This is a genomic window from Acinetobacter sp. AOR43_HL (assembly GCF_027854635.1).
Taxonomy (GTDB): Bacteria; Pseudomonadota; Gammaproteobacteria; order Pseudomonadales; family Moraxellaceae; genus Acinetobacter; species Acinetobacter pittii.
Map to the genome: position 1 here is coordinate 151,217 of NZ_JAKTHX010000002.1, position 22,951 is coordinate 174,167.

A 22,951-nucleotide genomic window follows, 5' to 3' on the forward strand; every position below is an offset into this window, starting at 1 on the left:
ATGCCATCTTTTATTTATAAAAATTATTGTGCGTCTGTGCACAATTTGATGTTTTTAGTGCGAATCTACTGGGTAAAGTTTTGCAGCACTATGTTCACTTGATGAAAAAATAGAGAAGAGGCTAGAAAACCACATTGCGATTTTTTGGAAAATGTTGGCTTCTTCAATATGTACGTTATCTTCGATTTGAAGACTACGGATCAGTTGATTATTTTGATAAATCGATACTGTTGCCAAACTTACGACTTTCATTAATGGCGCAGTTAATTGTTTTTCATTGAGCTCAATGTTTACACGGGTTTGAGTCGTTTCAAGTGGAGCAATCACCTTGAGCTGTTGATTGCTATCAAGTACTTGAACGCGTTGAGTTGCATTATCAAAAGTATTTAGGTCAATTGGTGCTGGGTCTGCGTATAAAGATGTCGTTACAATTGTCGGTTGCTTTGTTTCTACCTTAAACATTTTTAAAGTCGACTTTACAACAGGTAGTTCAGCAATTAATTTTTGCTCAGGAATAATCACTTCATCACGTGTATAGGCGTAAGCAAGATTCATTAATTTATCTGCAATCTCAGCACGTTTTACAGCACTCGGCGTACCTAAAACAATGACTAATAAACGTCTTTGACTTAAGTCAGATGAGAATGAAGGACGTGAAGCTGTTAAAGCCAAGTTATAACCTGCTGCCTTGGTATATCCCGTTTTTAAGCCATCTACAGATGGATCATATTTCAAAGCAAGATTAGTCGCGTGGTGGAAACGTTGGTTATAGCTAAAGCTTGGCATTTTTGAATAATGTAAATATTCAGGGGTTTGTTTAATTAATGCCTGACTTAATAAGCTAAGGTCGTGTGCTGTAGTGAAATGGTCAGGCATTGTAATTCCAGCAGGATTACTAAAATGAGTATCTTTCATACCCAAAGCTTGAGCTTCCTGATTCATACGCTGCATGAAGCGCGGAACATCGCCAGAGATTTTTTCAGCTAAAGTCACGGCTGCATCATTAGCAGACATCACGATTAGACCTGCCAATAACTGATCAACTGAAATTTGTTCACCAGCTTTAAGATACATTTGTGATTCATCCCACTGCACAACACTAACCACTGGAGTTGCAGTAATGATTTCTTCTTTTTTCAGTTTTCCAGCTTTAATCTCTTTTAGGGCAATGTATGCAACCATCATTTTGGTTAAAGATGCTGGTGCACGTTGCACATGGCTATTATGTTCAGCAATGATTTGACCCGATTGAGTATCTACAATAGTCCATGCAGCAGCTTCAACACTTTCAGGTGCAATATTGAGTAATGCAGCATTGGTTAGGGTAGTACAAAAAATACTAAAGAGGGTAAAAAGAGATAGAAAAAATTTCACGGATGACCTTAACTTCACTGGCAAATACGGGACACAGATGCACAGCATGCTATGCCTTTTTTTCATGGAAGGCTAGTGTGAATTGTTGCCAAAAAATACATCTACGCAAGACGATACAAAAAAGTGATAATCTAATGTGAAGCCGTTCTTATTTTTAAATTGAAGAATTTATGTTGCATTATCAAATTGAGTTCGATGATTACAAACAGCACCTTGTTCACGTGACAATTCGTTTTTTAGCCAACCCGAATCAGGAACTTTGGTTACCAACGTGGATTCCGGGTAGTTATCTAATTCGAGAGTTCTCAAAACATATTGAATCCGTTAAAGCTTATGATGAAGCTGGACGTCTGCTGGACATTAAAAAAACGAGCAAGAATCGCTGGCGTTTATTTAATACAGACCACGAATTAATGACGATTGAATATGATGTGTATGCATATGATTTGTCTGTACGTGGTGCGTATGTAGACCAGACTCGTCTATATATTAATCCTGCGTGTGTATGTTTGGCTTTAGAAGGGCAGGAGCAGTCCGCTTGTGAAGTCGAAGTTTTCTTGCCGGATGAATTAAAGCATTTTCAGTTAGCAACAGGCTTAGCTTCAAAAAGCTTAGTTAAAGGTCGATTTACTTTAAAAGCAGATCATTACGATCAACTGATTGATAGTCCATTTGAGTTGGCTGATCAAACACGCTTTAGTTTTGAGACGAACGGCATTGGACATGAGTTTGTAATTTCTGGTTCGCATAATACCAATATTGATCGCCTAAAAGCCGATATTGAAAAGATTTGTGCAGCTGAAATAAATATGTTCGGTTCAGCACCATTTAAAAACTATACCTTTATGACCATGGCAACAGGTAATAGTTATGGTGGATTAGAGCATTGCAATAGCACAAGCTTGATTACACCGCGTGACGATTTGCCAAAGTCGAATGAACCAACTGAACCTTCTAAAGATTATCAGCGCTTTTTAGGCTTATGTAGTCACGAATATTTTCATTCATGGTTAGTCAAGTTTATCCGCCCAGAAAACTTTGCAAACTATAATTTGCATCAAGAAGGCTACACTTCTTTACTTTGGATATTTGAAGGCTTTACTTCATATTACGATGACCTGATTTTATTACGTAGCGGCGTGATTTCTCAGAAGTCTTATCTTGATTTACTCAAAGCACAAATTGACCGTTATTTGCAAAACCCAGGCCGTTTTGTTCAAACAGTTGCTGAATCAAGTTTTGACGCATGGATTAAATTTTATCGTCAAGATGAAAACTCGAATAATGCAGGCACCAGTTACTACAATAAAGGTTCGTTAGTTGCGTTATGTCTAGATTTAGGTTTACGCCTACGTGGTTCTAGTCTCGATGCTTTAATGCGTCGGTTATATGAAAACACTCAAAATGGTGTGCAAGTAAACGAAAGAACCATTTTTGATTTATGTAAAGAACTGACGGGTGATAGCTGGATTGAACAAATTAATCATTTGATTAATACCACTGATGAATTGCCACTTGATCAACTGTTCCCTGAGTTTGGCTTAAGTTATAGAGTTAAAACTGACAAATCTTTGCCACTTGGTTTGAAACTTGTTGATAAGCCAGAAGGCGTACTCGTGCAAAGTGCTCGCCGTGATAGCGCAGCAGCGAAAGCAGGTATTTCTGCCAATGATGTAATTATTGCAATTGATGGTTTAAAAGCGACCACTAAACTTGTTGAGAAGTATGCAAAGCAGGGCGGTATTTATACCTTGTTTGCTTTCCGTCGCGATGAGTTACTATCTTTTGAAGTTGAGTGTGCTACATCTGATTTAACTGAAGTTGAACTTATTATTGAAGATCAGGCTAAAACTGAAAAATGGTTAAAAGCTTAAATAACAGTTAAATAGTTTATAAAAAACCGATGTTTTGTACATCGGTTTTTTATTTTTAAGTGCTACTAAACGATGAGATTCGTTTTATCTTTGAGTTTGTTTTGAATGAAAAGTATAATAATTGTCAGAACACTGAAAGATATCTCATGTAATTTAATGATGTTTAATGCCTGAAAAGTGATCTGAATGTGCGTATTACAATGACTTAGATATCAGAAAATTATCTATATATTTGAATTATGTATTATTTCGCTGCGAAATGTCGTTATCACTGGATATTTCGTTGACTGGAAGGCAATGAGAGCCGATACTCTCAGGGTTTTATTTAAGCATATCGGTTCGTAGGCACTGGGCCAAAAGCTCGGTCCTCAACACTCAATCAAACGGAAGGGGCTATATATGGCTGGTGAAAAGTCAACTATTATTTACACACTGACTGACGAGGCGCCATTATTGGCGACCTATTCGCTACTGCCGATCATTGAGACCTTTACTAAGCCAGCTGGCATCGAGATTATTAAAAGTGACATCTCTGTAGCTGCACGTGTGCTCGCAGAATTCGCTGATTACCTAAGTGAAGAGCAAAAGGTATCCGACAACCTTGCAGAGCTAGGTCGTCTTACACAAGATCCAGATACAAACATTATCAAACTCCCGAACATTAGTGCGTCTGTTGCGCAATTAACTGCATGTATCAAAGAGCTTCAATCAAAAGGTTACGCAATTCCTGATTATCCGGAAAATCCAACGACTGAAGAAGAAAAATCAATCAAAGCTCGTTATGGTAAGTGCCTTGGTTCAGCAGTAAACCCTGTCCTTCGTGAAGGTAACTCTGACCGCCGTGCTCCAGCAGCAGTTAAAAACTATGCGAAAAAACACCCTCATTCAATGAGCGAGTGGAAACAGTGGTCACAAACTCACGTTTCACATATGGAAGAAGGTGACTTCTACCATGGTGAAAAATCAATGACACTTGATCGCGCACGTAATGTGAAAATGGAACTTATCACGAATAGTGGTAAGAGCATTGTTCTTAAGCCAAAAGTTGCGCTTCAAGAAGGTGAAATCATTGATTCAATGTTCATGAGCAAGAAAGCACTTTGTGATTTCTATGAAAAAGAACTTGACGATTGTAAAGAAGCGGGAATTTTATTCTCTTTACACGTAAAAGCGACAATGATGAAAGTTTCACACCCGATCGTTTTCGGTCACTGTGTGAAAATCTATTACAAAGAAGCTTTCGAAAAACACGGTAAGTTATTTGACGAGTTAGGTATTAACGTAAATAACGGTATGGCTGGGTTATACGAGAAAATCGAAACTCTTCCAACTTCGTTGCGTGAAGAAATCATTGAAGACTTGCATGCTTGTCAAGAACACCGTCCTGCACTTGCAATGGTTGACTCAGCAAAAGGCATCACAAACTTCCACTCTCCAAACGACATCATCGTAGATGCTTCTATGCCAGCAATGATCCGTGCCGGTGGTAAAATGTGGGGTGCTGATGGTAAGCAATACGATGCTAAAGCAGTAATGCCAGAATCAACATTTGCCCGTATTTACCAAGAAATGATCAACTTCTGTAAGTGGCATGGTAACTTCGATCCGAAGACTATGGGTACAGTACCAAACGTTGGTTTGATGGCTCAAAAAGCTGAAGAATACGGTTCTCACGACAAGACTTTTGAGATTTCAGAAGCTGGTATTGCAAATATTACCGATCTTGACACTGGTGAAGTGTTATTGACTCAAAATGTTGAAGAAGGCGATATCTGGCGTATGTGTCAGGTTAAAGATGCTCCGATTCGTGACTGGGTTAAACTTGCAGTAACTCGTGCACGTAACTCAGGTATGCCTGCAATCTTCTGGCTTGACCCGTACCGTCCACATGAAAACGAATTGATCAAGAAAGTACAAAAGTACTTAAAAGATCATGATACGACTGGTCTTGATATCCAAATCATGTCTCAAGTACGTGCAATGCGTTACACACTTGAGCGCGTAGTACGTGGCCTAGACACGATTTCTGTGACTGGTAACATCTTACGTGACTACTTAACTGACTTGTTCCCAATTATGGAACTTGGTACTTCTGCAAAAATGTTGTCTATCGTTCCGCTTATGGCGGGCGGTGGTATGTACGAAACTGGTGCAGGTGGTTCAGCTCCTAAACACGTACAACAACTTGTTGAAGAAAACCACTTACGTTGGGATTCACTTGGTGAGTTCCTTGCGCTTGCAGTATCTTTAGAAGAAATGGGCATTAAAGAAAATAATGCTCGTGCTAAGTTACTTGCGAAGACACTTGATGAAGCGACTGGTAAATTGCTTGACAATGACAAGTCTCCATCACGTCGTACTGGTGAAATCGATAACCGTGGCAGCCACTTCTACTTGTCACTTTACTGGGCTGAAGCGCTTGCTGCTCAGAACGAAGATGCTGAGTTGAAAGCTAAATTTGCTCCTCTTGCTAAAGCTTTAGCTGAAAATGAAGAGAAGATTGTTGCTGAACTTGCTCAAGTACAAGGTAAACCAGCGGACATCGGCGGTTACTACGCAATTGACCCAACTAAAGTAAATGCTGTAATGCGTCCAAGTGCTACATTTAATGCAGCTCTTGCAACAGTTGAGGCTTAATTACTAACTCGTTAGTAAATAGCTTAAGAGCCGGTGCATATGCACCGGTTTTTTATTGCCTAAAATAAAAGACATTAAAAAAGCCCACTGATGTGAGCTTTTAAAAGATTAAATCTTATCGACCATTGCGGCCACGACCACGTGGTGCTTTGGTATTTGGACGAGTTGTACCATTAGTCTTACGACGTGGTTTCTCGCTTTCATCCATTTGCCAAATACGTTTTGTCCCAGACTTTTTAGCAGAACCATCTTTGTTCTTGCGAACCATTGGTTTGCCACCCGTACCGCCTGGCTTTTTCACATATGAACGTGAGCGATAAGGCTGTTCAGCTGGAACATCTTTAAAGTCAGGGTAGAGTAATGGTTCAATTTCTTTTACATCACCTGGTCTTAAACCAAGTTGAACTAAATCGATTGAGCCAATTTTAGTACGAATTAAACGTAAAGTTGGAAAACCTACCGCAGAAGTCATACGACGAACTTGGCGGTTACGGCCTTCACAAATTGAAATCTCGATCCAAGAAGTTGGAATATTCGCACGGTAACGTACGGGTGGATTGCGTTCCCATAACCATTCAGGTTCACTGACTTTAATGGCTTTGGCAGGAAGTGTCATACCATCATTCAGTTCTACACCTTTACGAAGTTGCTCAAGCGCTTCTTCGGTTACATCGCCATCAACTTGAACTAAATACGTTTTGTATTTTTTATTTGCAGGGTTGGTAATGAACTGATTCAGACCACCATGATCGGTTAAAAAAACTAAACCCTCAGAGTCCATATCAAGACGGCCTGCCAAGCGCAAAGTCGGGTCATCAACAAAGTCAGAGACGGTCATGTGCGCTTCGTCTTTACGAAACTGGGAGAGAACGTCATATGGCTTGTTGAGAATCACAATTTTCATAAAAAATGGCTTCTTCTTTCAAATAACTAGAGAAAACATTGAGCTATATTTAAGTGGGAAATTTGCTTATTTCCCACATAAATCTCAAAAAGAATTAAATTCGATTAAGCTATTATGCGTTAATAAAAGTTGAAAGTATTGTTTATCGATAATTATTTTTAGTTAATTAAGTATTATAAAAGGGAGAATCTACACAATGGGTTATCAGAAGATCGTGGTTCCTGCCGACGGCGACAAAATCAAAGTAAATGCAGACCTATCACTGAACGTACCAAATCATCCAATTATTCCTTTCATTGAAGGCGACGGTATTGGTGTGGATATTACACCAACCATGAAAGCAGTCGTAGATGCTGCGATTTTAAAAGCTTACGGTGGCAAACGCTCAATCGAATGGATGGAAGTGTATTGCGGCGAAAAAGCCAATAAAATTTATGGCAACTATATGCCTGAAGAAACTTTTGAAGCACTTCGCGAGTTTGTTGTATCAATCAAAGGTCCTTTAACCACACCAGTAGGTGGAGGTATTCGTTCACTCAACGTTGCATTGCGCCAAGAATTAGATCTATATGTTTGCGTACGTCCAGTGCGTTGGTTTGAAGGCGTTCCATCACCCGTTCAACACCCCGAATTAACCGATATGGTGATTTTTCGTGAAAACTCGGAAGATATCTATGCAGGGATTGAATGGAAAGCTGATTCTGAAGAGGCAAAAAAAGTCATTAAGTTCCTTCAAGAAGAAATGGGTGTCACAAAAATCCGTTTCCCTGAAGGATGTGGCATTGGAATTAAACCTGTATCGAAAGAAGGAACACAGCGTTTAGTCCGTAAAGCCATTCAGTTCGCAATCGAAAATGACAAGCCTTCTGTGACGTTGGTTCACAAGGGCAATATCATGAAATACACCGAAGGTGCATTTAAAGAGTGGGGTTATGAATTGGCTCTAGATCGTTTCGGTGGAGAACTGATTGATGGTGGTCCATGGGTTAAAATTAAAAACCCTAGAACGGGTAAAGACATCATTATCAAAGATGTCATTGCAGACGCATTTTTACAGCAGATTCTCATGCGTCCAGCCGATTACTCTGTGATTGCCACGCTAAATTTAAACGGTGATTATATTTCTGATGCTTTGGCAGCAGAAGTCGGAGGTATTGGTATTGCACCGGGTGCAAATATTGGTGGTGCTATTGCAGTATATGAAGCAACTCATGGCACAGCACCTAAATATGCAGGTCAGGATAAAGTAAACCCTGGTTCTATTATTCTTTCTGCGGAAATGATGCTGCGTGATATGGGGTGGACAGAGGCAGCTGATTTGATCATTAAAGGAATTTCTGGAGCGATTGCTGCCAAAACCGTAACTTACGATTTTGAGCGCCTAATGCCGGGTGCAACCTTGTTACGTTGTTCTGAATTTGGTGATGCGATTATCAAACACATGGAAGATTAAATAAATCTTATATAGGAAAGCCCTCGGTTGAGGGCTTTTTTTATTGCATAAACTCGGGATGTTTCGGAGTTTTAATAAAGCCAGTTTTCTTTTGATAACTCTGGTCTAGGGCTTGAATAATAAGAACGAAAGCAACTAGAAATAAAGGAAAGAGCAGAGTTTTCATGATTTGGTTTCTCCGAAAGTTGAGGTGAAAGAAGGGCGTAGGGGAATTAAAAGGCAAACCGCAAAGAGAAGAACAGTTCCACCCAAAAGAAAGAGATGGGCATAAGACCAATGCAAATGATGCAAAGTACTAATGACAACACCACCCAAAAGTTGAGTACTGGCAAAGCCAATGGTGGCAAGGCTCCAAAGCTTTTGATAGCGTTGCTCATAAATCTGTAGCAGGCTAAAAGAACTAATAAATACTGTTGCGGGAGTCAGTAAGCCTGTCAGAAGCGAAGATAAGGCTAGTAAAGATGCGGTATGTGAAAGGAACGGTAAAACAACGGCTAAGCAGTAAATGGTATATAACCATTTAATGGCCTGTAGATATCCGATTAGTCTGCTTAAGCAATAAGCGACAAGTGCACCAATACAGCTTCCTACTCCATAGAGAACCCAAAATAAATTTCTTTGCTGTAATGGGAAATGCAGAGTTCCAGATAAATAATCCATCCAAAACAAAGAGTGTGGAATATATGCAAAGGCACTACACATATAGGCAATAATAATGACAAGGCCTAAACGTGATTTTTGTGAGGCTTGAAGAGCGCTCGATTGTGGCTTAATAAATTGGGCAGTATTACGGCTTAATAATCGGTAAAGAGTTAAGCTTCCTAATAGCGAAAGACCCGCAAAAATATTCCAAACATAATGAACAGGCATATTTTGAAGTAGAGGAATAATAATAGTGGCGGATAAAACCCCTACACCAATCCCGCTAAATCCTAAAAAGTTAACTTTTAATCTTTGCGTGGTGGGAATGTATTTCATTGCAAAGCTAGGCGCCAAAATCATTAGTAAGCCGCCAGCAATACCTGAAATCGTACGCCAGACAATGAACCACACCAAAGGCATATCCATGAATGAACAGCAGAGTAGGCTAAGGCTGCCCGCTATAGCTGAAAGTACGATGAAGGGTGAGATGTACTTCTCTTTAATACTTAATAGCGCTAATAAGGCACCAATGAGATATCCCAATAAATTTGCACTACCTAAGAAACTGGCAAAATCGTGAGTCCAGTGGTATTGCTCGATCATGATGGGCATAAGCGCAGTATATGAAAATCTAAAAACACCAATTCCCAAACAAGTTGCCAAAAAGACAATTAAGCTCATTCGATAAAACGTAGACATGAGAGGACGCTCATTTTTTTTATTATTAAAAGCGAGTTTTTAAATCTTTAAAAATGATTTAATATGATGGTGATTATCTTGTTTTGAGATAGTGAAATGTTACTTAAGTCCCTAGAGTTTTTTTTAGCTGTTGCAGAGAGTGGAAGTTTTTCCTTAGCTGCACAAAAAATGTATACCGTGCAATCGAATATCACGAGCCATGTGAAAAAACTTGAAGAAGAGTTAGGGGTTATTTTATTCAATCGTAATAACCCTGTGACTTTAACGAATGCTGGACAACAGCTGCATAGTTATGCTGTTCAAATGATTGCTCTACATAATAAAGCGAAAAAAATCTTTCAAGAGGGTGATATTGACCCGAACGAAACCATTCGTTTGGGCAGTATGGAAACGACAGCAGCAATACGTCTACCTCAATTACTCAATCAATGTATGCAGCAATATCCGAATTTGCCGATTGAGCTGCAAACTCACCCGACACGATATTTGTTAAGCGCTGTGCAGCAAGGAGAGGTCGACTGTGCTTTTGTTGCTTCTAAATATTTAATTCCAGAGTTGTATAGTTTACCTGTTTGGCAAGAACAATTGGTTTTGGTTTGTCCGAAACAGCAAACTCACTTTCCAGATGTTGCCAAGCTTGCAAAGACCCGATTTATTGCGTTTCGACAAGGTTGTTCTTATCGTCATGCAATCGAGTTATTTTTAAATGATCACAGTGTCCCGCCTTCACAAATCATGGAAATGGGCAGTCTGGACGGGATTGTAAGCTGTGTGGAATTAGGTGTTGGTTTTGCTTTATTGCCAAAGTCATATCTAAACAAAGTAGTCGAGAAAGTGTCATTAAGTTGTTTTGAACTTAATACTGAATCCGCTCATTTTACTACCTACTTGGTTGCCCAGTCGCCTGAAACCTGGGGAACCAATTTAAAGCAGTTTATTAATTTTATTGAGCAACAATTTGAATTAAAGGTTGCTTAAGTTGTGATTGATTTTCATACGTAAATATCCAACTTAATTTATAAATTAAAAGTGATATATATGTATGAAAAAGTCATTTTATATTCTCACAGAGGTTTGTAATCATCTTGATGCTATAAAATTGTTGAAAAGGGTAGTTTATATAGGCCGGCTATGGTCAAATATGCCCCCTTGAAAGATGACACAAGCAATAATTTGGAGTTTGGGAATGAATATACCCTTAATCATCAATATTGTGGTTTTTGTCGGGTTAATATTTTTACTCGCCCAAACACGTAAAACGGACTGGAGCTTATCTAAAAAAGTTCTGGCTGGCTTAGTTCTAGGTGTGGTGTTTGGTTTAGGACTACATTTGATTTATGGCGGTGGCCATCCGATTCTTGCTGAATCTATTAGCTGGTTTAATATCGTTGGAAACGGCTATGTAAAACTTTTACAAATGGTCGTGATGCCTTTGGTATTTGTGTCTATTTTGGGAGCGGTTGCAAAATTACACCAAGCCTCATCTTTAGGCAAAATCAGTTTTTATACGATTGGTACTTTACTCTTTACAACGCTGATTGCTGCACTGGTAGGGGTATTTGTTACCAACCTGTTTGGCTTAACGGCAAAAGGTTTAGTGCAAGGTGCTGCTGAAACTGCACGCTTAACTGCGATTAATACGGATTATGTAGGTAAAGTTACCGATTTAAGTGTACCGCAGTTTATTCTTTCCTTTATTCCAAGTAATCCATTTGCTGAATTGACTGGTGCAAACCCAACATCAATTATCAGTGTAGTTATTTTCGCCGTCTTTTTAGGTATAGCAGCGCTTAACCTAATGAAGGACGATGCGGAAAAAGGTCAACGTATTCTGACTGCGATTCAGACGTTGCAGTCATGGGTAATGAAGCTTGTGCGCTTAGTAATGACACTTACACCATATGGCGTATTTGCGCTTATGACAAAAGTCGTGGCAAGTTCAAACGTCGCAGATATCTTAAATCTAGGCGGATTCTTGGTTGCATCTTATTTAGGCTTGGCGATTATGTTTGTCGTACATGCCATTATTTTGACTATGACGGGTGTTTCTCCGCTTAAGTTCTTTAAGAAAGTTGCTCCAGTTTTAACGTTCGCATTCACTAGCCGTTCAAGTGCAGCAAGTATTCCACTGAGCATTGAAACACAAACTCGTCGTTTGGGTGTGCCCGAATCTATTGCAAGTTTCTCTGCTTCTTTTGGTGCCACTATTGGTCAAAATGGCTGTGCGGGTTTGTACCCTGCAATGTTGGCAGTAATGGTTGCACCAACTATGGGTATTAACACCTTAGACCCAATGTGGATTGCATCGTTAGTTGGTATTGTGACCTTAAGTTCAATTGGGGTTGCCGGAGTAGGTGGTGGTGCGACTTTCGCTGCGTTGATTGTGCTTCCTGCAATGGGTTTACCTGTAACATTGGTTGCGCTTCTTATTTCAATCGAACCCCTCATTGATATGGGACGTACTGCGTTAAACGTAAATGGTTCGATGACTGCTGGTGTTGTTACGAGCCAATTGATGGGTCAGACTGATAAAGAAATATTAAACAGTGAAGATGAAATTGAGTTAACTCAACATCATTAAGAATGAGTATTAAACGGCTCTCCACTCTGGATGAGCCGTTTTTTTTATATGCATAAATTGCCACTGTGATGTTAATTTTAAAAAAACTGTATCTGTTTTTCTTTTAAATAATTTTCGAAAATGAGTCTATTACAAAAGAGAGTACTATCATGAAAATGTATCAAGTTGATGCTTTTACAAAACAGTTATTTCGTGGAAATCCGGCCGCTGTCGTTGTTGAAAAAGAGTGGTTAGATGTAGATTTAATGCAGAAGATAGCACTTGAAAATAATTTGTCTGAAACTGCTTTTGTAAAAATTATAGACTCTGAAAACTATGAAATCCGTTGGTTCACTCCAACAGTTGAAGTTGATTTCTGTGGGCATGCAACACTTGCCAGTGCTTTTGTATTATTTAAAGATTTTACCGAGAAAAAGACAATTAATTTCCATGTACGAAACTTAGGTCTTTTTGTGGTTCACCAAGATGAAGACGGTAAAATCAGAATGGATTTTCCAATTCGCAAAGCTCATCAAGTTGAAGATTATCCAGCTATTTTACGTCAAGCATTAACAAAGCCTTTTAAAGCGGTTTATCAAAATGTTCAAGCCTACATTGTTGAGTATGAATCAGTGCAAGACGTGTTAGATGAGCAGCCTGACATGAACTTACTTAAAGCCTTGGGTAAACGGACTGCGATTACCACTGCAGGGATGGATGTTGCAATCACCTCAAAAGCCGATCAACAATATGATTGTGTATCGCGTTATTTTGCACCTGTCGCGGGCATTGAAGAAGATCCAGTTACGGGTTCAATTCATACGGCAATAGCGCCATTATGGGCAGAGAAACTTGCTAAAAATAATATTATTGCTTATCAGGCTTCTAGCCGTGGAGGCGTTTTATATTGCAATGTCCTGAATCAGGAACGTATTGAAGTTTCAGGGTATGGGAAGCTTTATATGCAAGCTGAAATTTTTCCTTAAAATATAAGGCCGTTTAAATAAACGGCTTTTTTTTCAAAACTTTACTATGAAAGTTAGTTCAAATTTCCTACTATAGTCCCACAACTATTGATTTTTTATTATTCAAATTAATTGGTATTTATATGTTTATGCAGTTTAAACAACTGACACTCTCCCTATGTATTCTTGGTTTAAGTGCTGCGTCTTGGGCACAAACTACACTAGTAAAAAGTAAGCAAAATATTGAGGAATATAAATTAGATAATGGTTTTCGGATTGTGCTTGCACCGAATGACAAAGAAAATAAAATCTTTATTAATACCATTTATTTAACAGGCTCATTAAATGACCCGCAAGGTAAAAGTGGCTTAGCTCATTTGCTTGAGCACTTGGCTTTTAAGGGGACACAAAATGTTAAAGGGGAAGAATTCCAGCGTCGTTTAGATCAATATACATTGATGACAAACGCCAGCACTGATTATTATTCAACAAAATATACCAATATCGTTCGTCCAGAAAAAACTGCGCTTGATCAGGTACTGTATCTTGAATCTGAGCGTATGGATAAATTAGTTCTTCAAGAAAAGTTTGTTCCTTCCGAGATTGAAATTGTAAAGCGTGAGCGCGAAGTTCGCATGGATCAGCCATTTGCTGTGCTGATGGATCAAATGTGGAAGTCAGCTTATGGTAACCAATATTTAGGTCGTTTACCGATTGGTGATTTGCCTGAACTTAAATCTATTAAAATGCCTGAATTGAACCAGTTTTATCGTAGCTGGTATGCACCTAATAATGCTGTTATGGTGATTTCAGGTAAATTTGATAAGACTGATGTCTTAAAAACAATAGATCAATATTTTAGTCCAATTGCGGCAAGAGCGGTTCCTAAAACTGTACAGATTCCTGTGCTTGACTCTACAAAAATAAAAAATCGTCAATTCATGGTGAAAAAGGGCAGTGATCTGGCTAAATTCCATATCTATATGAATGGTAAAAATACCAAAATTCAGCCGACACTCGCTTTAGCTCCTTTGTTATATACGATGCAGCCAAGTGGTCACCTATACCAAAATATGGTGGAAACAGGTATTACCACAAATGTTGAAGCTAGTACTTGGTTAGACCAAGATTTTAACGTGGTGTTTCTAGGTGCTATTTATTCACCAAGTAATGACCCTAAAAAAGTTGAAAGTTCTTTGTTAGCAGGCATTGAAAAAGGGAAGCCTTTTACTGAAGTTGAATTAAATCGTGTTAAAAGTTTAATGAAAACTCAAGGGGATCTAATCACGAAAGATGCGGTAGCACTGGGGTCACGTTTAAGTGATTACACCGTCGCTGGCGGGCAATGGGATCAATATTTTAAAGATTTAGATTCTGTAGAAAAAGTTAAGCTAGATGATGTGAATCAAACTTTAAAACAGTTCCTTGTAGCTGATCATCGTATTGATGGCGATATTTTGCCAACACCTGAAGACCAGAAAAAAGCGCAACAGCAAAATTCAAAAGAGGCACCTAAAACTCTAGATCAGGTCGAAGCAGAGGCTGAGCCTTTAAAAGATCCGAAGGTATATCAACAAGAAGTTGCTGAGTTTTTAAAAACCTCTAAGCAATATGTTGAAAGCAATGAGAAAAAGATTATCCGTGGAAAACTAAAAAATGGAATGAAGTATGCTTTATTCCCAGTTGAAACACGCGATGATCGTACTTATGCAACGATTACGATGGACTTCGGAACAGAAAAATCTTTATTTAATAAAGGTACAGTAGTTGATCTAACCTCATACTTATTGCTCCGTGGTTCTGATAAATACAGTTTGCAAGATATTGCCGATAAATCAATTGATGCAGGCGGTGCAGCTTATGCAAGTGCTGACGGCAATGGCATGACCATTAATATTCAGTCTAAATCAGAAAAATTTGATGAGTTTTTCAAGTTTGTTCTTGATGTGATGAAAAATCCGAAATTTGAACAATCTCAATTTGATTTAATTAAATCGCAAAGTTTATCAAGCCTAGATCGTCCTTATACCGAGCCAGATGTAGTGGCGGGTTTAACACTTTCACGTTTACTTGAAGAATATCAACCGGGTGATTTGCGTTATCACTTCGAACCTGAACTGGCAAAACAGCAGCTGAAAAATGCAACTCAAGAGCAAGTGAAAGAGTTATATGAGCGTTTCTTTGCAATGAACCATGCTCAAATTGCCATTACAGGCGAATTTGATGCGAAGAAGATGCAGAAATTACTGAATCAGGAATTTGGTCGTTGGAACGGTAAGCAACCATATCAAAAAATCTTGATTGATCACGTTGATTTTCCAGCACAGCAAGTTCATGTTCTGTCTGAGCAGCGCGAATTTGGTAGCTACCAAAGTGTCCTTTCAATTCCAGTTGGGAAAAACCATCCAGATGCATCTGCTCTCATTTTAATGAACTATATTTTAGGTGAGTCTCAAATTTCATCACGTTTGGCTCAAGAGCTTCGTGAGAAAAATGCGCTAGTCTATGGTTTTGGAAGTGGGCTGCAACTTGATCGTGACACGAATGTAGGAGCTTTGAGTATTAGCGCAAATTATACTTCAGGTCGCTCAGCACAAGTGTCTGCTTCAATACACAAAGTGTTAAATGACTTGGTTAAAAATGGGGTAACTGAGCAAGAGCTTGAAGCTGCTAAAGCAGATATCATGAAGAAACGAGTTACGGCTTTAGAAGATGAGCGTAATATTCATGGCATGTTAAATCTACAGCTTGAAACAAACAAAACATTGCAAGACCGAATTCGTCATGATCAAGAGTTAACTAAATTGACTGTTGCTGACGTTAACAGAGTAATTAAGAAGTATATTAAACCTGAACATTTGGTCGAAGTGATGGCTGATCAATATGGTCAGGCCGCAAAGAAATAAAGTCTTCTCGTAAATAAAAAGCCACTGAAATGTGGCTTTTTATTTGGATCTTTAAATCATATTAATGATCATGTTTGTGTGCGTGAAAATCTTCATTTTTACGGAAACGTAAATAATTTTCAAACTGTTCACAATATTCATCGAAGTTATCTTCAAGCATCATCTGAAATTGCTGAAGAAGGTAAGACATAACCTGATCTTTTGCATCACGCATTTCATTACCATCTTTAAAGTTATTTGCTGCTACCCATGTATTGAAGCGGGCAGTAGCAAATAACATTGCAGCACTCACTTGACCACGTAGCTCAGCTGGATCAACTTTTTTATCTTTTGGCGGGCGACAAAAATCATTAGCCTGTTTAATAAATTCATCCGCACGCTCAAAGAAAACAGCATTTAATGCTTCTTCTTCAGTAATATCTGTTGCATTAATCTTTTGAGACATGACTTATTCCCGCAAAAATAGAGCTGCTTATTATAGGCAAACGCTTGCGGAAACAAAACCTTTGACTTAGTCTGTAAATAGCCTAAGTATTGGTAGGAGAGACTAATATGCAAGATGCAATTGCGATTCAAAGTTTAAAGACAGATATTGCTTTATTACGCCAGCATGTTTTCCCACCCCAATATTTAGAGCATGTTGAAGGATTGCCGATTTATTATGGCTTGCAAGAAGAAGTCGAAAATTATTACCGTCAATGGCAGGGGCTAATTGAAAGGGCACAAGAGCTTTTTCAGCCATTTATGGAAGATAAATTACCAGATGCCATTCATTTGCCAAGCCATTTAAATTTACCGCTATTCTTTTTTCACGTAGACCGAATTCGGATTAATAAAACACGTGCAAAAGAATCTAAAACTTTCCGCGGTGTGGCGAGTCTTATTGAAAAATGCGGGCAGTTTGAAACAGACCAGATATTTACAATGCAAGAATGGTTGCAAAGTGATGATACCGCGGCTTTGGTTGCTCACCGTGAGTTCATCGATTTAAGAACCTATGTGTTTCAACATGGGCAAAGCGAATATACACGTTCACGGTTTTATACCAATGGGATTGTGCTAGGAGTTGAGCCGCATTTTAAACTGGTCGATGCTCGTGATAAGCCAAGAAAGCAACGCAGCGATAGCTTTAGTGATCCGTTAGCTGATAACCGCGTATGGAAAGTATTTGGTAAATACCGATAAAAGTCGCTGCACGTTTACAGCGACTTTTTATAAATTACCAGAAAGTTTCAGCCTGACTAAAAGTTTGTAAAGCTTTTGCTGAGCGCTTTTGTAATTGTGGCTGTTTGGCTTTGACCCAACCTAGAGCAAACCAAAAAGACGGATCTTGTTCAACCACATTGTTAAAAATACCTTCTGCAATAAACAAATCGTTATATTGACCTAGAGTATTTTGCACAGGTTGTAGCTGTTTTAAATATTGCTGTACTTTTTTATTCGGATAAAGACTCGAAATAAACTCAACACAATAACGTAACTGCTTAGCTTGCTTTCTTATTTTGTGTTGTTCCGTCACTTCAAGCTCAGAGAAGTGTTCAGCATTACTAATCACTTTATGATGTAACTTATCTAAGCTCTTTTTAATATGTTTTTTTAAGCTCCCTTTTTGGGACTTAGAATCTTCTTCTGAATAAGCAAATGCTAATAAATCGAGTAACAGCTTAATCGTATCCGCAGAGCTAAAGATTGTTGAGAGTTCTTTTGAGGGCTGAACTGAAACGGGTAGTAAAAGTTCAGGTGATCCATGTTGTTGAATAATAGGTAACACTTCGGTGCGAATCGCATCTTCATCACGAGTGTCTCCAAGTTTACGGAAAAGCTCAGCAATTTGTTCTTCCCAAACAGGATTTAGCTCGCCTGACCAACCTGCAAAATGCTTAAGCGCACTGCGTAAACGACGTAAGCTTACCCGTGCTTGATGGATATGCTCAGCTTCGGCAACTCCATCGGCAATGACAGCCATATTTGGTAAGAATTGCCCTAAACAGTTTTCGACAATCTTTTTTAGAGCCTGTTCAGCAGTAATATCTTTATTTAATGTCAGACTTTTAGCATGAACAGCAGGTGAGGCAGCTAGCCCTAGTGCTAATAAGTTGCCACGTTCGGCTTTACTTCTTACATCAAGCCAAAGTGAGTAACGATTAATCCATTGCTGCGCAAACTGAATGAGCGTTTTCACAGCCCCTTGCTTGAGTTCAAATTCGACTTCACAAATTACACTTTGTGCATCTGCTGTTTTTACGACACCATCATCTAAGCAAACTTCAATCGCTGTATTATCTGCTTCAAACACATGATAGGTGCGCTGTACATCAGTCTCAAACTGCAAACTTAGTTTTTCAGCTTGCGTTCCTAAGGCCGCATTAATTAAATCAGTTACCACTTTATTATCTTGGTATAACTCAAGGTTTAAGTCAGGTTCTTGGTCACAAACGCCTAAATGAGTTTCTTCTTCAACACGGTGGAGATGGCTTTGACCTGCGGCTTTAAATGTTTGTACCCATTGATCATCTTCTTTACGTAAACGTAAGGCCATACCATTTTTTGCAAGTAGGCGATCTGGCGTATCGTAATACTTTGCCTGTAAGTGAATGTTCTTTGCTTTATGTTTTTTTAAGTATTGCTGGACAGTTTTTTTCTTCGATTCAGGTAACTGAAACTTTAGTTCGACTTCGACCATAATATATCTCCCTGAATCAGGTATTTAGACTATCTTGAATAAGTATAATAGCTTAGCTCTAAAAATAATGGTTTTGATAGAGAAAGTTACAATCAAACATATGACGCTACACTTTTATTTAGGTGTACAATCAGGTGACGTTTTGATCAAATAAAAATCAGGAAGATGATCGTGAATGCACCAGTAAACTTTAGCCATGAAGCTCAGCCAGAGTTTGAATTGCCGATTAAAAACTATCAGGAATTTTATCGTTTTTATTTAACTGAACACCGTAACATTATGAGCAGACGCTTACACGTGGTGGGCAGTAGTATTGGTCTATACTTTTTTTCAAAAGCAGTCCGTAAGAAGCAAGCCAAATATGTACTCTATGGTTTGGTAGCAGGCTACGCAAATGCTTGGGTTGGACATTTTGTGTTTGAAAAAAATAAACCTGCCAGTTTTAAACAACCTTTCTATAGCTTTATTTCTGATTGGCGAATGTTGTTTGATGTTGCACGTGGCCGTTTGAGTTTGGTTGACCGTAAGTTTGATAAAATTCCAAGCTAATTTTTATATCTATTCTTAATATACCGATTGGTACTGTTAAGCCTATATCAATCGGTACTTATGATGATCTATAAATCCGTTATACTAGCGAAGTTTTTTAAAGCGAGAGTAGAGTATGCGCGGTTTATACCTCATTACCAACGATGACCCAATCCAACTATTATTAGAAAAACTAGATGCCGCACTCGCAACTCGTCAGGTCGCAATTTTGCAGTACCGCCGTAAAAAAGTAGAGAAAACTAGCCAACCTGCTGAAGTCGAACAAATCAAATTATTGTGTGAAAAATATCAGGTTCCTTTTGTGATTAATGATGACCTAAGACTGGCCGCTCAGTTTGGTTTAGGTGTGCATTTAGGTCAAAGTGACGGTGAAATTACCGATGCAAAATCGCAATTACCAGAAGGCATGATTATTGGCCGTACTTGCCTGAACTCATTAGAACTTGCGCAAAAAGCAATTGCCGATGGGGCGTCTTATATTGCATTTGGTGCGGTTTACGCGACTTCTACAAAACCTGAAGCAGGTAATGTCGGTATTGAAGTGATTAAGCAAGCAGCAGCTCAATATGATTTACCAATTTGTGCGATTGGCGGTTTAACTGTTGAAAACTCAAAACCTGTGATTGAGGCTGGAGCTGACCTCTGCGCAGTCATTAGTGATATATTAGGTCGATCAACTGCTGAAATTCCTGCCCGTGTACAGGCGTGGGCACAATTATTTTCTTAAGCTTTCAAAATTATTTTTTAGATATTTAAGACGAGCATTTCCATGAGTTTATCTCCAAAGCAAGAACAGTTATTTAAACAAGCCAGCAAACACATTCCAGGTGGTGTGAACTCTCCGGTACGTGCCTTTAATGGCGTTGGAGGAACACCGGTTTTCATTGAGAAAGCAAAAGGTGCTTATTTATGGGATGTGGATGGTAAGCGTTATGTTGACTATGTTGGTTCTTGGGGACCAATGATTTTAGGTCATGCTCATCCAGAGATTATTAAGGCTGTACAAACAGCAGCAGAAGATGGCTTAAGTTTTGGTGCACCAACCGTACACGAAACAACACTGGCAGATATTATCTGTGAAATCATGCCATCCATTGAATTGGTGCGTATGACGAACTCGGGTACAGAAGCAACCATGACCGCTATTCGTTTAGCACGTGGTTATACTGGCCGTGACAAAATCGTGAAGTTTGAAGGTTGTTACCACGGCCACTCTGACTCACTTTTAGTAAAAGCGGGTTCAGGTTTACTCACTTTAGGTGAAGGTGAACCGACTTCAAAAGGTGTTCCTGTTGATTTTGCTAAACATACTTTAACGCTGCCGTATAATGATATTGCTGCATTAAAAGAATGCTTTGCTAAATTCGGCCATGAAATTGCGGGTGTTATTATTGAGCCTGTCGCGGGTAACATGAATATGGTGAAACCAATTGACGGTTTCTTACAAGCCATTCGTGATATTTGTGATGAATACAAATCTGTATTCATTATTGATGAAGTGATGACAGGCTTCCGTGTTGCTTTAGGTGGTGCGCAATCGGTTTATAACGTTAAACCTGATTTAACGACTTTAGGCAAAATTATTGGTGCGGGCTTACCTGTTGGTGCATTTGGTGGTAAGCGTGAAATCATGGAATGTATCGCGCCCTTAGGCGGCGTATACCAAGCAGGTACATTGTCTGGAAACCCACTTGCTATGCGTGCTGGTATCGAGATGTTTAAACATTTACGCCAACCAGACTTTTACAGCAAATTATCTGCTCAACTTGAAAAGTTACTTGCAGGCTTACAAGCTGCAGCTGATGAAGCGGGTATTCCATTTAAGACTCAACAAGCTGGCGCAATGTTCGGTCTTTACTTTACTGACCAAGAAGATATTACAAGCTTTGACTCAATGTTGGCATGTGATATTGAAGCTTTTAAAAAGTTCTTCCATGGCATGTTAAAGCGTGGAGTAAACTTGGCACCTTCAGCATTTGAAGCAGGCTTTATTTCATCTGCACATTCTGATGAAGATATTGAATTTACGATTCAGGCTGCGAAAGAAACATTCGCTGAAATGAAGTAAGCAAAAAAGCCCGTGTTAAACGGGCTTTTTAATTTGAGCTATTTTTATATTTGTAAAGAACAATGTTTTATCCCTTACCTCGAAAAATCCAATTAGCTGCAAGTACTTCAAATTGGTCAATTGAGTCAGCGCAAAGTATTTTGCTCATGGTTGGGCTCAATGAGCTTAAACTACGACCAGATTGGTCTGAGCAACCATTGGCGAATCATTTGGAATTGTTGATTAAGCGCGCTCAATCACTCGAAATTCCAATTATTTTTATTGAGACATCTCAGCTTCAACAAACCATGTTGGAGCTTGGTCAGCGTTTGTCATCAAATACTAAAGCCCAAGTTATGATGGCAGGTGATTTGTCGCCTCTGTTTAAACAAGTTATGCAGCTTGTTTTATCGATTACAGATCAGGTCAGTGTTGTAAATGATGCGATCTTGGCGGCTAATCTAGAGCAGCATATCCAATGGGTTGAAAAGATCAGTTTTGACCATATAAAACATTTAAATACGCAGAGCTTAATGCGGTTATGGTCTTTAAGTGCACCGTCCTCCTATATCTTGTCAGATAAAGGAATTTTATTGGCAATTGCTGAGCAGGTGGGGCGACATCCTATGGAGATCCATCCTGAAATTGATTTAAGAAACTACGGACTAGATCAGTCTGCTGTGAATTATCTGGTCGATCTATGGCGTGCAAATGGTGCGAGCTTAAGCGCTGAAGAGATAATGCAAGCACCGACATTGCAACATATTATGCAGTTATTGAAGCCTTGACTGACTATAGACCTCAAGTGATCCATAATATTTGCAAATTCTGCTGTTAATTTACCCGAACGGCATTGTAATTCGGACGTAAGCTTTTTATTATTGCCCGCTTGTTTTTCATCTTACCTTGGGAATACAACTTTGAGTGATTTTCTAAGTGAACATCTGATCTATCGTGATGATGATTTTATGGTGATTCATAAACCTTCGGACATCTTGAGTGTTCCTGGTAAGGGTGATTTACATGATAGCGTTTTGACAAGGTTGGTTGCGATTGAACCTAAAACTTTGCTCATTCATCGTCTAGACCGAGATACTTCAGGTATTTTAGTATTTGGTTTATCGAAGCACGGTCAAAGTGCAATTGCACGTCAATTTCAAGATCGTCAGACTTCAAAAATATATGAAGCGCTTGTCGCAGGTCATTTAGAGGGTGAGGGGACTGTAGATATTCCTGTCATCTATGACCCAAGCCGACCACCTTTACATATTGTCGACGCTTCTCACAACAAGCCTGCTTTAACACATTGGCAGGCCATAGAACATTTTCAGATTCAGGGACAGCCTGTAACTCGTGTGAAATTAACACCAATTACGGGCCGATCTCATCAACTCCGTGTACACATGCAATATCTTGGGCATCCAATTGTAGGTGATACGCTGTATGCAACACCGGAGCAGCAACTTGTTCCGCGTTTATGCTTGCATGCCAAGCAGTTAAGTTTTAATCATCCTGTCACAGCAGAAACATTAACTTTTGACTGTCCTGTACCGTTTTAATGTAAAAATTTTAATGCGTGATTTTTTGTAGCAAAGCGATTTAATTGGTTTTTGCTTCAAAATTTTGCTTTAAAGACTACATAAAAAGATGCAAAAATA

General features: G+C 39.0%; 19 protein-coding genes. 13 read left to right on the forward strand and 6 right to left on the reverse strand.

From position 1 onward, the window contains the following. Window positions 1-54: 54 nt before the first annotated feature. Window positions 55-1,374 carry a D-alanyl-D-alanine carboxypeptidase PBP6B gene (locus tag MKL33_RS00760; RefSeq protein ID WP_270906293.1) on the reverse strand — a complete coding sequence of 440 codons (1,320 nt, stop codon included), beginning with the start codon at window positions 1,372-1,374 and terminating at the stop codon, window positions 55-57. Between the two features lie 170 nt (window positions 1,375-1,544). Here MKL33_RS00760 and MKL33_RS00765 point away from each other — a divergent pair, with 170 nt between their 5' ends. Next, on the forward strand, window positions 1,545-3,248 hold the full coding sequence (locus MKL33_RS00765; protein ID WP_270906294.1) for a M61 family metallopeptidase: 1,704 nt from the start codon (window positions 1,545-1,547) through the stop codon (window positions 3,246-3,248). A 399-nt stretch (window positions 3,249-3,647) separates the two neighbouring features. Beyond that, the gene (locus tag MKL33_RS00770; RefSeq protein WP_002118624.1) at window positions 3,648-5,885 is read left to right on the forward strand and encodes an NADP-dependent isocitrate dehydrogenase; all 2,238 of its coding nucleotides are present in this window, start codon (window positions 3,648-3,650) and stop codon (window positions 5,883-5,885) included. Between the two features lie 115 nt (window positions 5,886-6,000). Here MKL33_RS00770 and MKL33_RS00775 read toward each other — a convergent pair whose 3' ends face one another. Beyond that, the gene (locus MKL33_RS00775) at window positions 6,001-6,789 is read right to left on the reverse strand and encodes an rRNA large subunit pseudouridine synthase E (protein WP_005067912.1); all 789 of its coding nucleotides are present in this window, start codon (window positions 6,787-6,789) and stop codon (window positions 6,001-6,003) included. Between the two features lie 196 nt (window positions 6,790-6,985). Here MKL33_RS00775 and icd point away from each other — a divergent pair, with 196 nt between their 5' ends. Further along, window positions 6,986-8,242 carry an NADP-dependent isocitrate dehydrogenase gene (gene icd / locus MKL33_RS00780; protein ID WP_016146080.1) on the forward strand — a complete coding sequence of 419 codons (1,257 nt, stop codon included), beginning with the start codon at window positions 6,986-6,988 and terminating at the stop codon, window positions 8,240-8,242. Window positions 8,243-8,282: 40 nt separating this feature from the next. Here icd and MKL33_RS00785 read toward each other — a convergent pair whose 3' ends face one another. Together MKL33_RS00785 and MKL33_RS00790 are read right to left on the reverse strand one after the other, a co-directional pair. Then, window positions 8,283-8,408, reverse strand: coding sequence for a hypothetical protein (locus MKL33_RS00785; protein ID WP_075383506.1), 126 nt, complete (start codon window positions 8,406-8,408; stop codon window positions 8,283-8,285). Beyond that, window positions 8,405-9,583 carry a YbfB/YjiJ family MFS transporter gene (locus MKL33_RS00790; RefSeq protein WP_033847817.1) on the reverse strand — a complete coding sequence of 393 codons (1,179 nt, stop codon included), beginning with the start codon at window positions 9,581-9,583 and terminating at the stop codon, window positions 8,405-8,407. Before MKL33_RS00790 ends, MKL33_RS00785 begins: the two co-directional genes overlap by 4 nt. Window positions 9,584-9,679: 96 nt before the next feature. Here MKL33_RS00790 and MKL33_RS00795 point away from each other — a divergent pair, with 96 nt between their 5' ends. The 4 genes from MKL33_RS00795 to MKL33_RS00810 all read left to right on the forward strand — a co-directional run bounded on the left by MKL33_RS00795 (window position 9,680) and on the right by MKL33_RS00810 (window position 16,014). Beyond that, a complete protein-coding gene (locus MKL33_RS00795) occupies window positions 9,680-10,561 on the forward strand; it encodes a LysR family transcriptional regulator (protein ID WP_033847815.1) in 882 nt (293 codons plus the stop codon). A 208-nt stretch (window positions 10,562-10,769) separates the two neighbouring features. After that, window positions 10,770-12,164 carry an L-cystine transporter gene (locus MKL33_RS00800; RefSeq protein WP_002118474.1) on the forward strand — a complete coding sequence of 465 codons (1,395 nt, stop codon included), beginning with the start codon at window positions 10,770-10,772 and terminating at the stop codon, window positions 12,162-12,164. A 149-nt stretch (window positions 12,165-12,313) separates the two neighbouring features. Continuing rightward, window positions 12,314-13,129 carry a PhzF family phenazine biosynthesis protein gene (locus MKL33_RS00805; protein ID WP_270906295.1) on the forward strand — a complete coding sequence of 272 codons (816 nt, stop codon included), beginning with the start codon at window positions 12,314-12,316 and terminating at the stop codon, window positions 13,127-13,129. A gap of 122 nt (window positions 13,130-13,251) precedes the next feature. Further along, the gene (locus tag MKL33_RS00810) at window positions 13,252-16,014 is read left to right on the forward strand and encodes a M16 family metallopeptidase (protein WP_161282513.1); all 2,763 of its coding nucleotides are present in this window, start codon (window positions 13,252-13,254) and stop codon (window positions 16,012-16,014) included. A 61-nt stretch (window positions 16,015-16,075) separates the two neighbouring features. Here MKL33_RS00810 and MKL33_RS00815 read toward each other — a convergent pair whose 3' ends face one another. Then, entirely contained in the window at window positions 16,076-16,459 is a 384-nt protein-coding gene (locus MKL33_RS00815) for a DUF3144 domain-containing protein (protein ID WP_002118682.1), read from the reverse strand. 107 nt (window positions 16,460-16,566) lie between these two features. Here MKL33_RS00815 and MKL33_RS00820 point away from each other — a divergent pair, with 107 nt between their 5' ends. Continuing rightward, window positions 16,567-17,199 (forward strand): hypothetical protein, encoded by a 633-nt coding sequence (locus tag MKL33_RS00820; protein WP_069035797.1) that lies wholly within the window; start codon window positions 16,567-16,569, stop codon window positions 17,197-17,199. A 34-nt stretch (window positions 17,200-17,233) separates the two neighbouring features. Here the strand turns inward: MKL33_RS00820 and MKL33_RS00825 are convergent, their stop codons facing one another. Then, window positions 17,234-18,697, reverse strand: a complete 1,464-nt coding sequence (locus MKL33_RS00825; RefSeq protein WP_333724932.1) for a CYTH and CHAD domain-containing protein — start codon at window positions 18,695-18,697, stop codon at window positions 17,234-17,236. Between the two features lie 165 nt (window positions 18,698-18,862). On the opposite strand from MKL33_RS00825, the gene MKL33_RS00840 reads away from it, so the two are divergent. The 5 genes from MKL33_RS00840 (at window position 18,863) to MKL33_RS00860 (ending at window position 22,852) form a co-directional block, all read left to right on the forward strand. After that, complete coding sequence (locus MKL33_RS00840; RefSeq protein WP_270906296.1) at window positions 18,863-19,246, forward strand: DUF962 domain-containing protein; 384 nt, start codon at window positions 18,863-18,865, stop codon at window positions 19,244-19,246. 115 nt (window positions 19,247-19,361) lie between these two features. Next, complete coding sequence (thiE, locus tag MKL33_RS00845) at window positions 19,362-19,973, forward strand: thiamine phosphate synthase (RefSeq protein WP_270906297.1); 612 nt, start codon at window positions 19,362-19,364, stop codon at window positions 19,971-19,973. A gap of 42 nt (window positions 19,974-20,015) precedes the next feature. Next, the gene (hemL, locus tag MKL33_RS00850; protein WP_016146072.1) at window positions 20,016-21,314 is read left to right on the forward strand and encodes a glutamate-1-semialdehyde 2,1-aminomutase; all 1,299 of its coding nucleotides are present in this window, start codon (window positions 20,016-20,018) and stop codon (window positions 21,312-21,314) included. Window positions 21,315-21,376: 62 nt separating this feature from the next. Then, on the forward strand, window positions 21,377-22,081 hold the full coding sequence (locus MKL33_RS00855; protein ID WP_170249464.1) for an acyl carrier protein: 705 nt from the start codon (window positions 21,377-21,379) through the stop codon (window positions 22,079-22,081). Window positions 22,082-22,213: 132 nt separating this feature from the next. Then, window positions 22,214-22,852, forward strand: coding sequence for an RluA family pseudouridine synthase (locus tag MKL33_RS00860; protein ID WP_161282510.1), 639 nt, complete (start codon window positions 22,214-22,216; stop codon window positions 22,850-22,852). Window positions 22,853-22,951 lie beyond the last annotated feature (99 nt).

Coding starts and splice junctions, on each gene's coding strand:
- MKL33_RS00810 (WP_161282513.1), top strand. CDS start 13,252: ATGTTTATGCAGTTTAAACAACTGACACTCTCCCTATGTATTCTTGGT.
- MKL33_RS00770 (WP_002118624.1), top strand. CDS start 3,648: ATGGCTGGTGAAAAGTCAACTATTATTTACACACTGACTGACGAGGCG.
- MKL33_RS00790 (WP_033847817.1), bottom strand. CDS start 9,583: ATGTCTACGTTTTATCGAATGAGCTTAATTGTCTTTTTGGCAACTTGT.
- MKL33_RS00785 (WP_075383506.1), bottom strand. CDS start 8,408: ATGAAAACTCTGCTCTTTCCTTTATTTCTAGTTGCTTTCGTTCTTATT.
- icd (WP_016146080.1), top strand. CDS start 6,986: ATGGGTTATCAGAAGATCGTGGTTCCTGCCGACGGCGACAAAATCAAA.
- MKL33_RS00765 (WP_270906294.1), top strand. CDS start 1,545: ATGTTGCATTATCAAATTGAGTTCGATGATTACAAACAGCACCTTGTT.
- MKL33_RS00855 (WP_170249464.1), top strand. CDS start 21,377: ATGTTTTATCCCTTACCTCGAAAAATCCAATTAGCTGCAAGTACTTCA.
- hemL (WP_016146072.1), top strand. CDS start 20,016: ATGAGTTTATCTCCAAAGCAAGAACAGTTATTTAAACAAGCCAGCAAA.
- MKL33_RS00820 (WP_069035797.1), top strand. CDS start 16,567: ATGCAAGATGCAATTGCGATTCAAAGTTTAAAGACAGATATTGCTTTA.
- MKL33_RS00840 (WP_270906296.1), top strand. CDS start 18,863: ATGATCGTGAATGCACCAGTAAACTTTAGCCATGAAGCTCAGCCAGAG.
- MKL33_RS00815 (WP_002118682.1), bottom strand. CDS start 16,459: ATGTCTCAAAAGATTAATGCAACAGATATTACTGAAGAAGAAGCATTA.
- MKL33_RS00800 (WP_002118474.1), top strand. CDS start 10,770: ATGAATATACCCTTAATCATCAATATTGTGGTTTTTGTCGGGTTAATA.
- MKL33_RS00805 (WP_270906295.1), top strand. CDS start 12,314: ATGAAAATGTATCAAGTTGATGCTTTTACAAAACAGTTATTTCGTGGA.
- MKL33_RS00825 (WP_333724932.1), bottom strand. CDS start 18,697: ATGGTCGAAGTCGAACTAAAGTTTCAGTTACCTGAATCGAAGAAAAAA.
- MKL33_RS00775 (WP_005067912.1), bottom strand. CDS start 6,789: ATGAAAATTGTGATTCTCAACAAGCCATATGACGTTCTCTCCCAGTTT.
- thiE (WP_270906297.1), top strand. CDS start 19,362: ATGCGCGGTTTATACCTCATTACCAACGATGACCCAATCCAACTATTA.
- MKL33_RS00795 (WP_033847815.1), top strand. CDS start 9,680: ATGTTACTTAAGTCCCTAGAGTTTTTTTTAGCTGTTGCAGAGAGTGGA.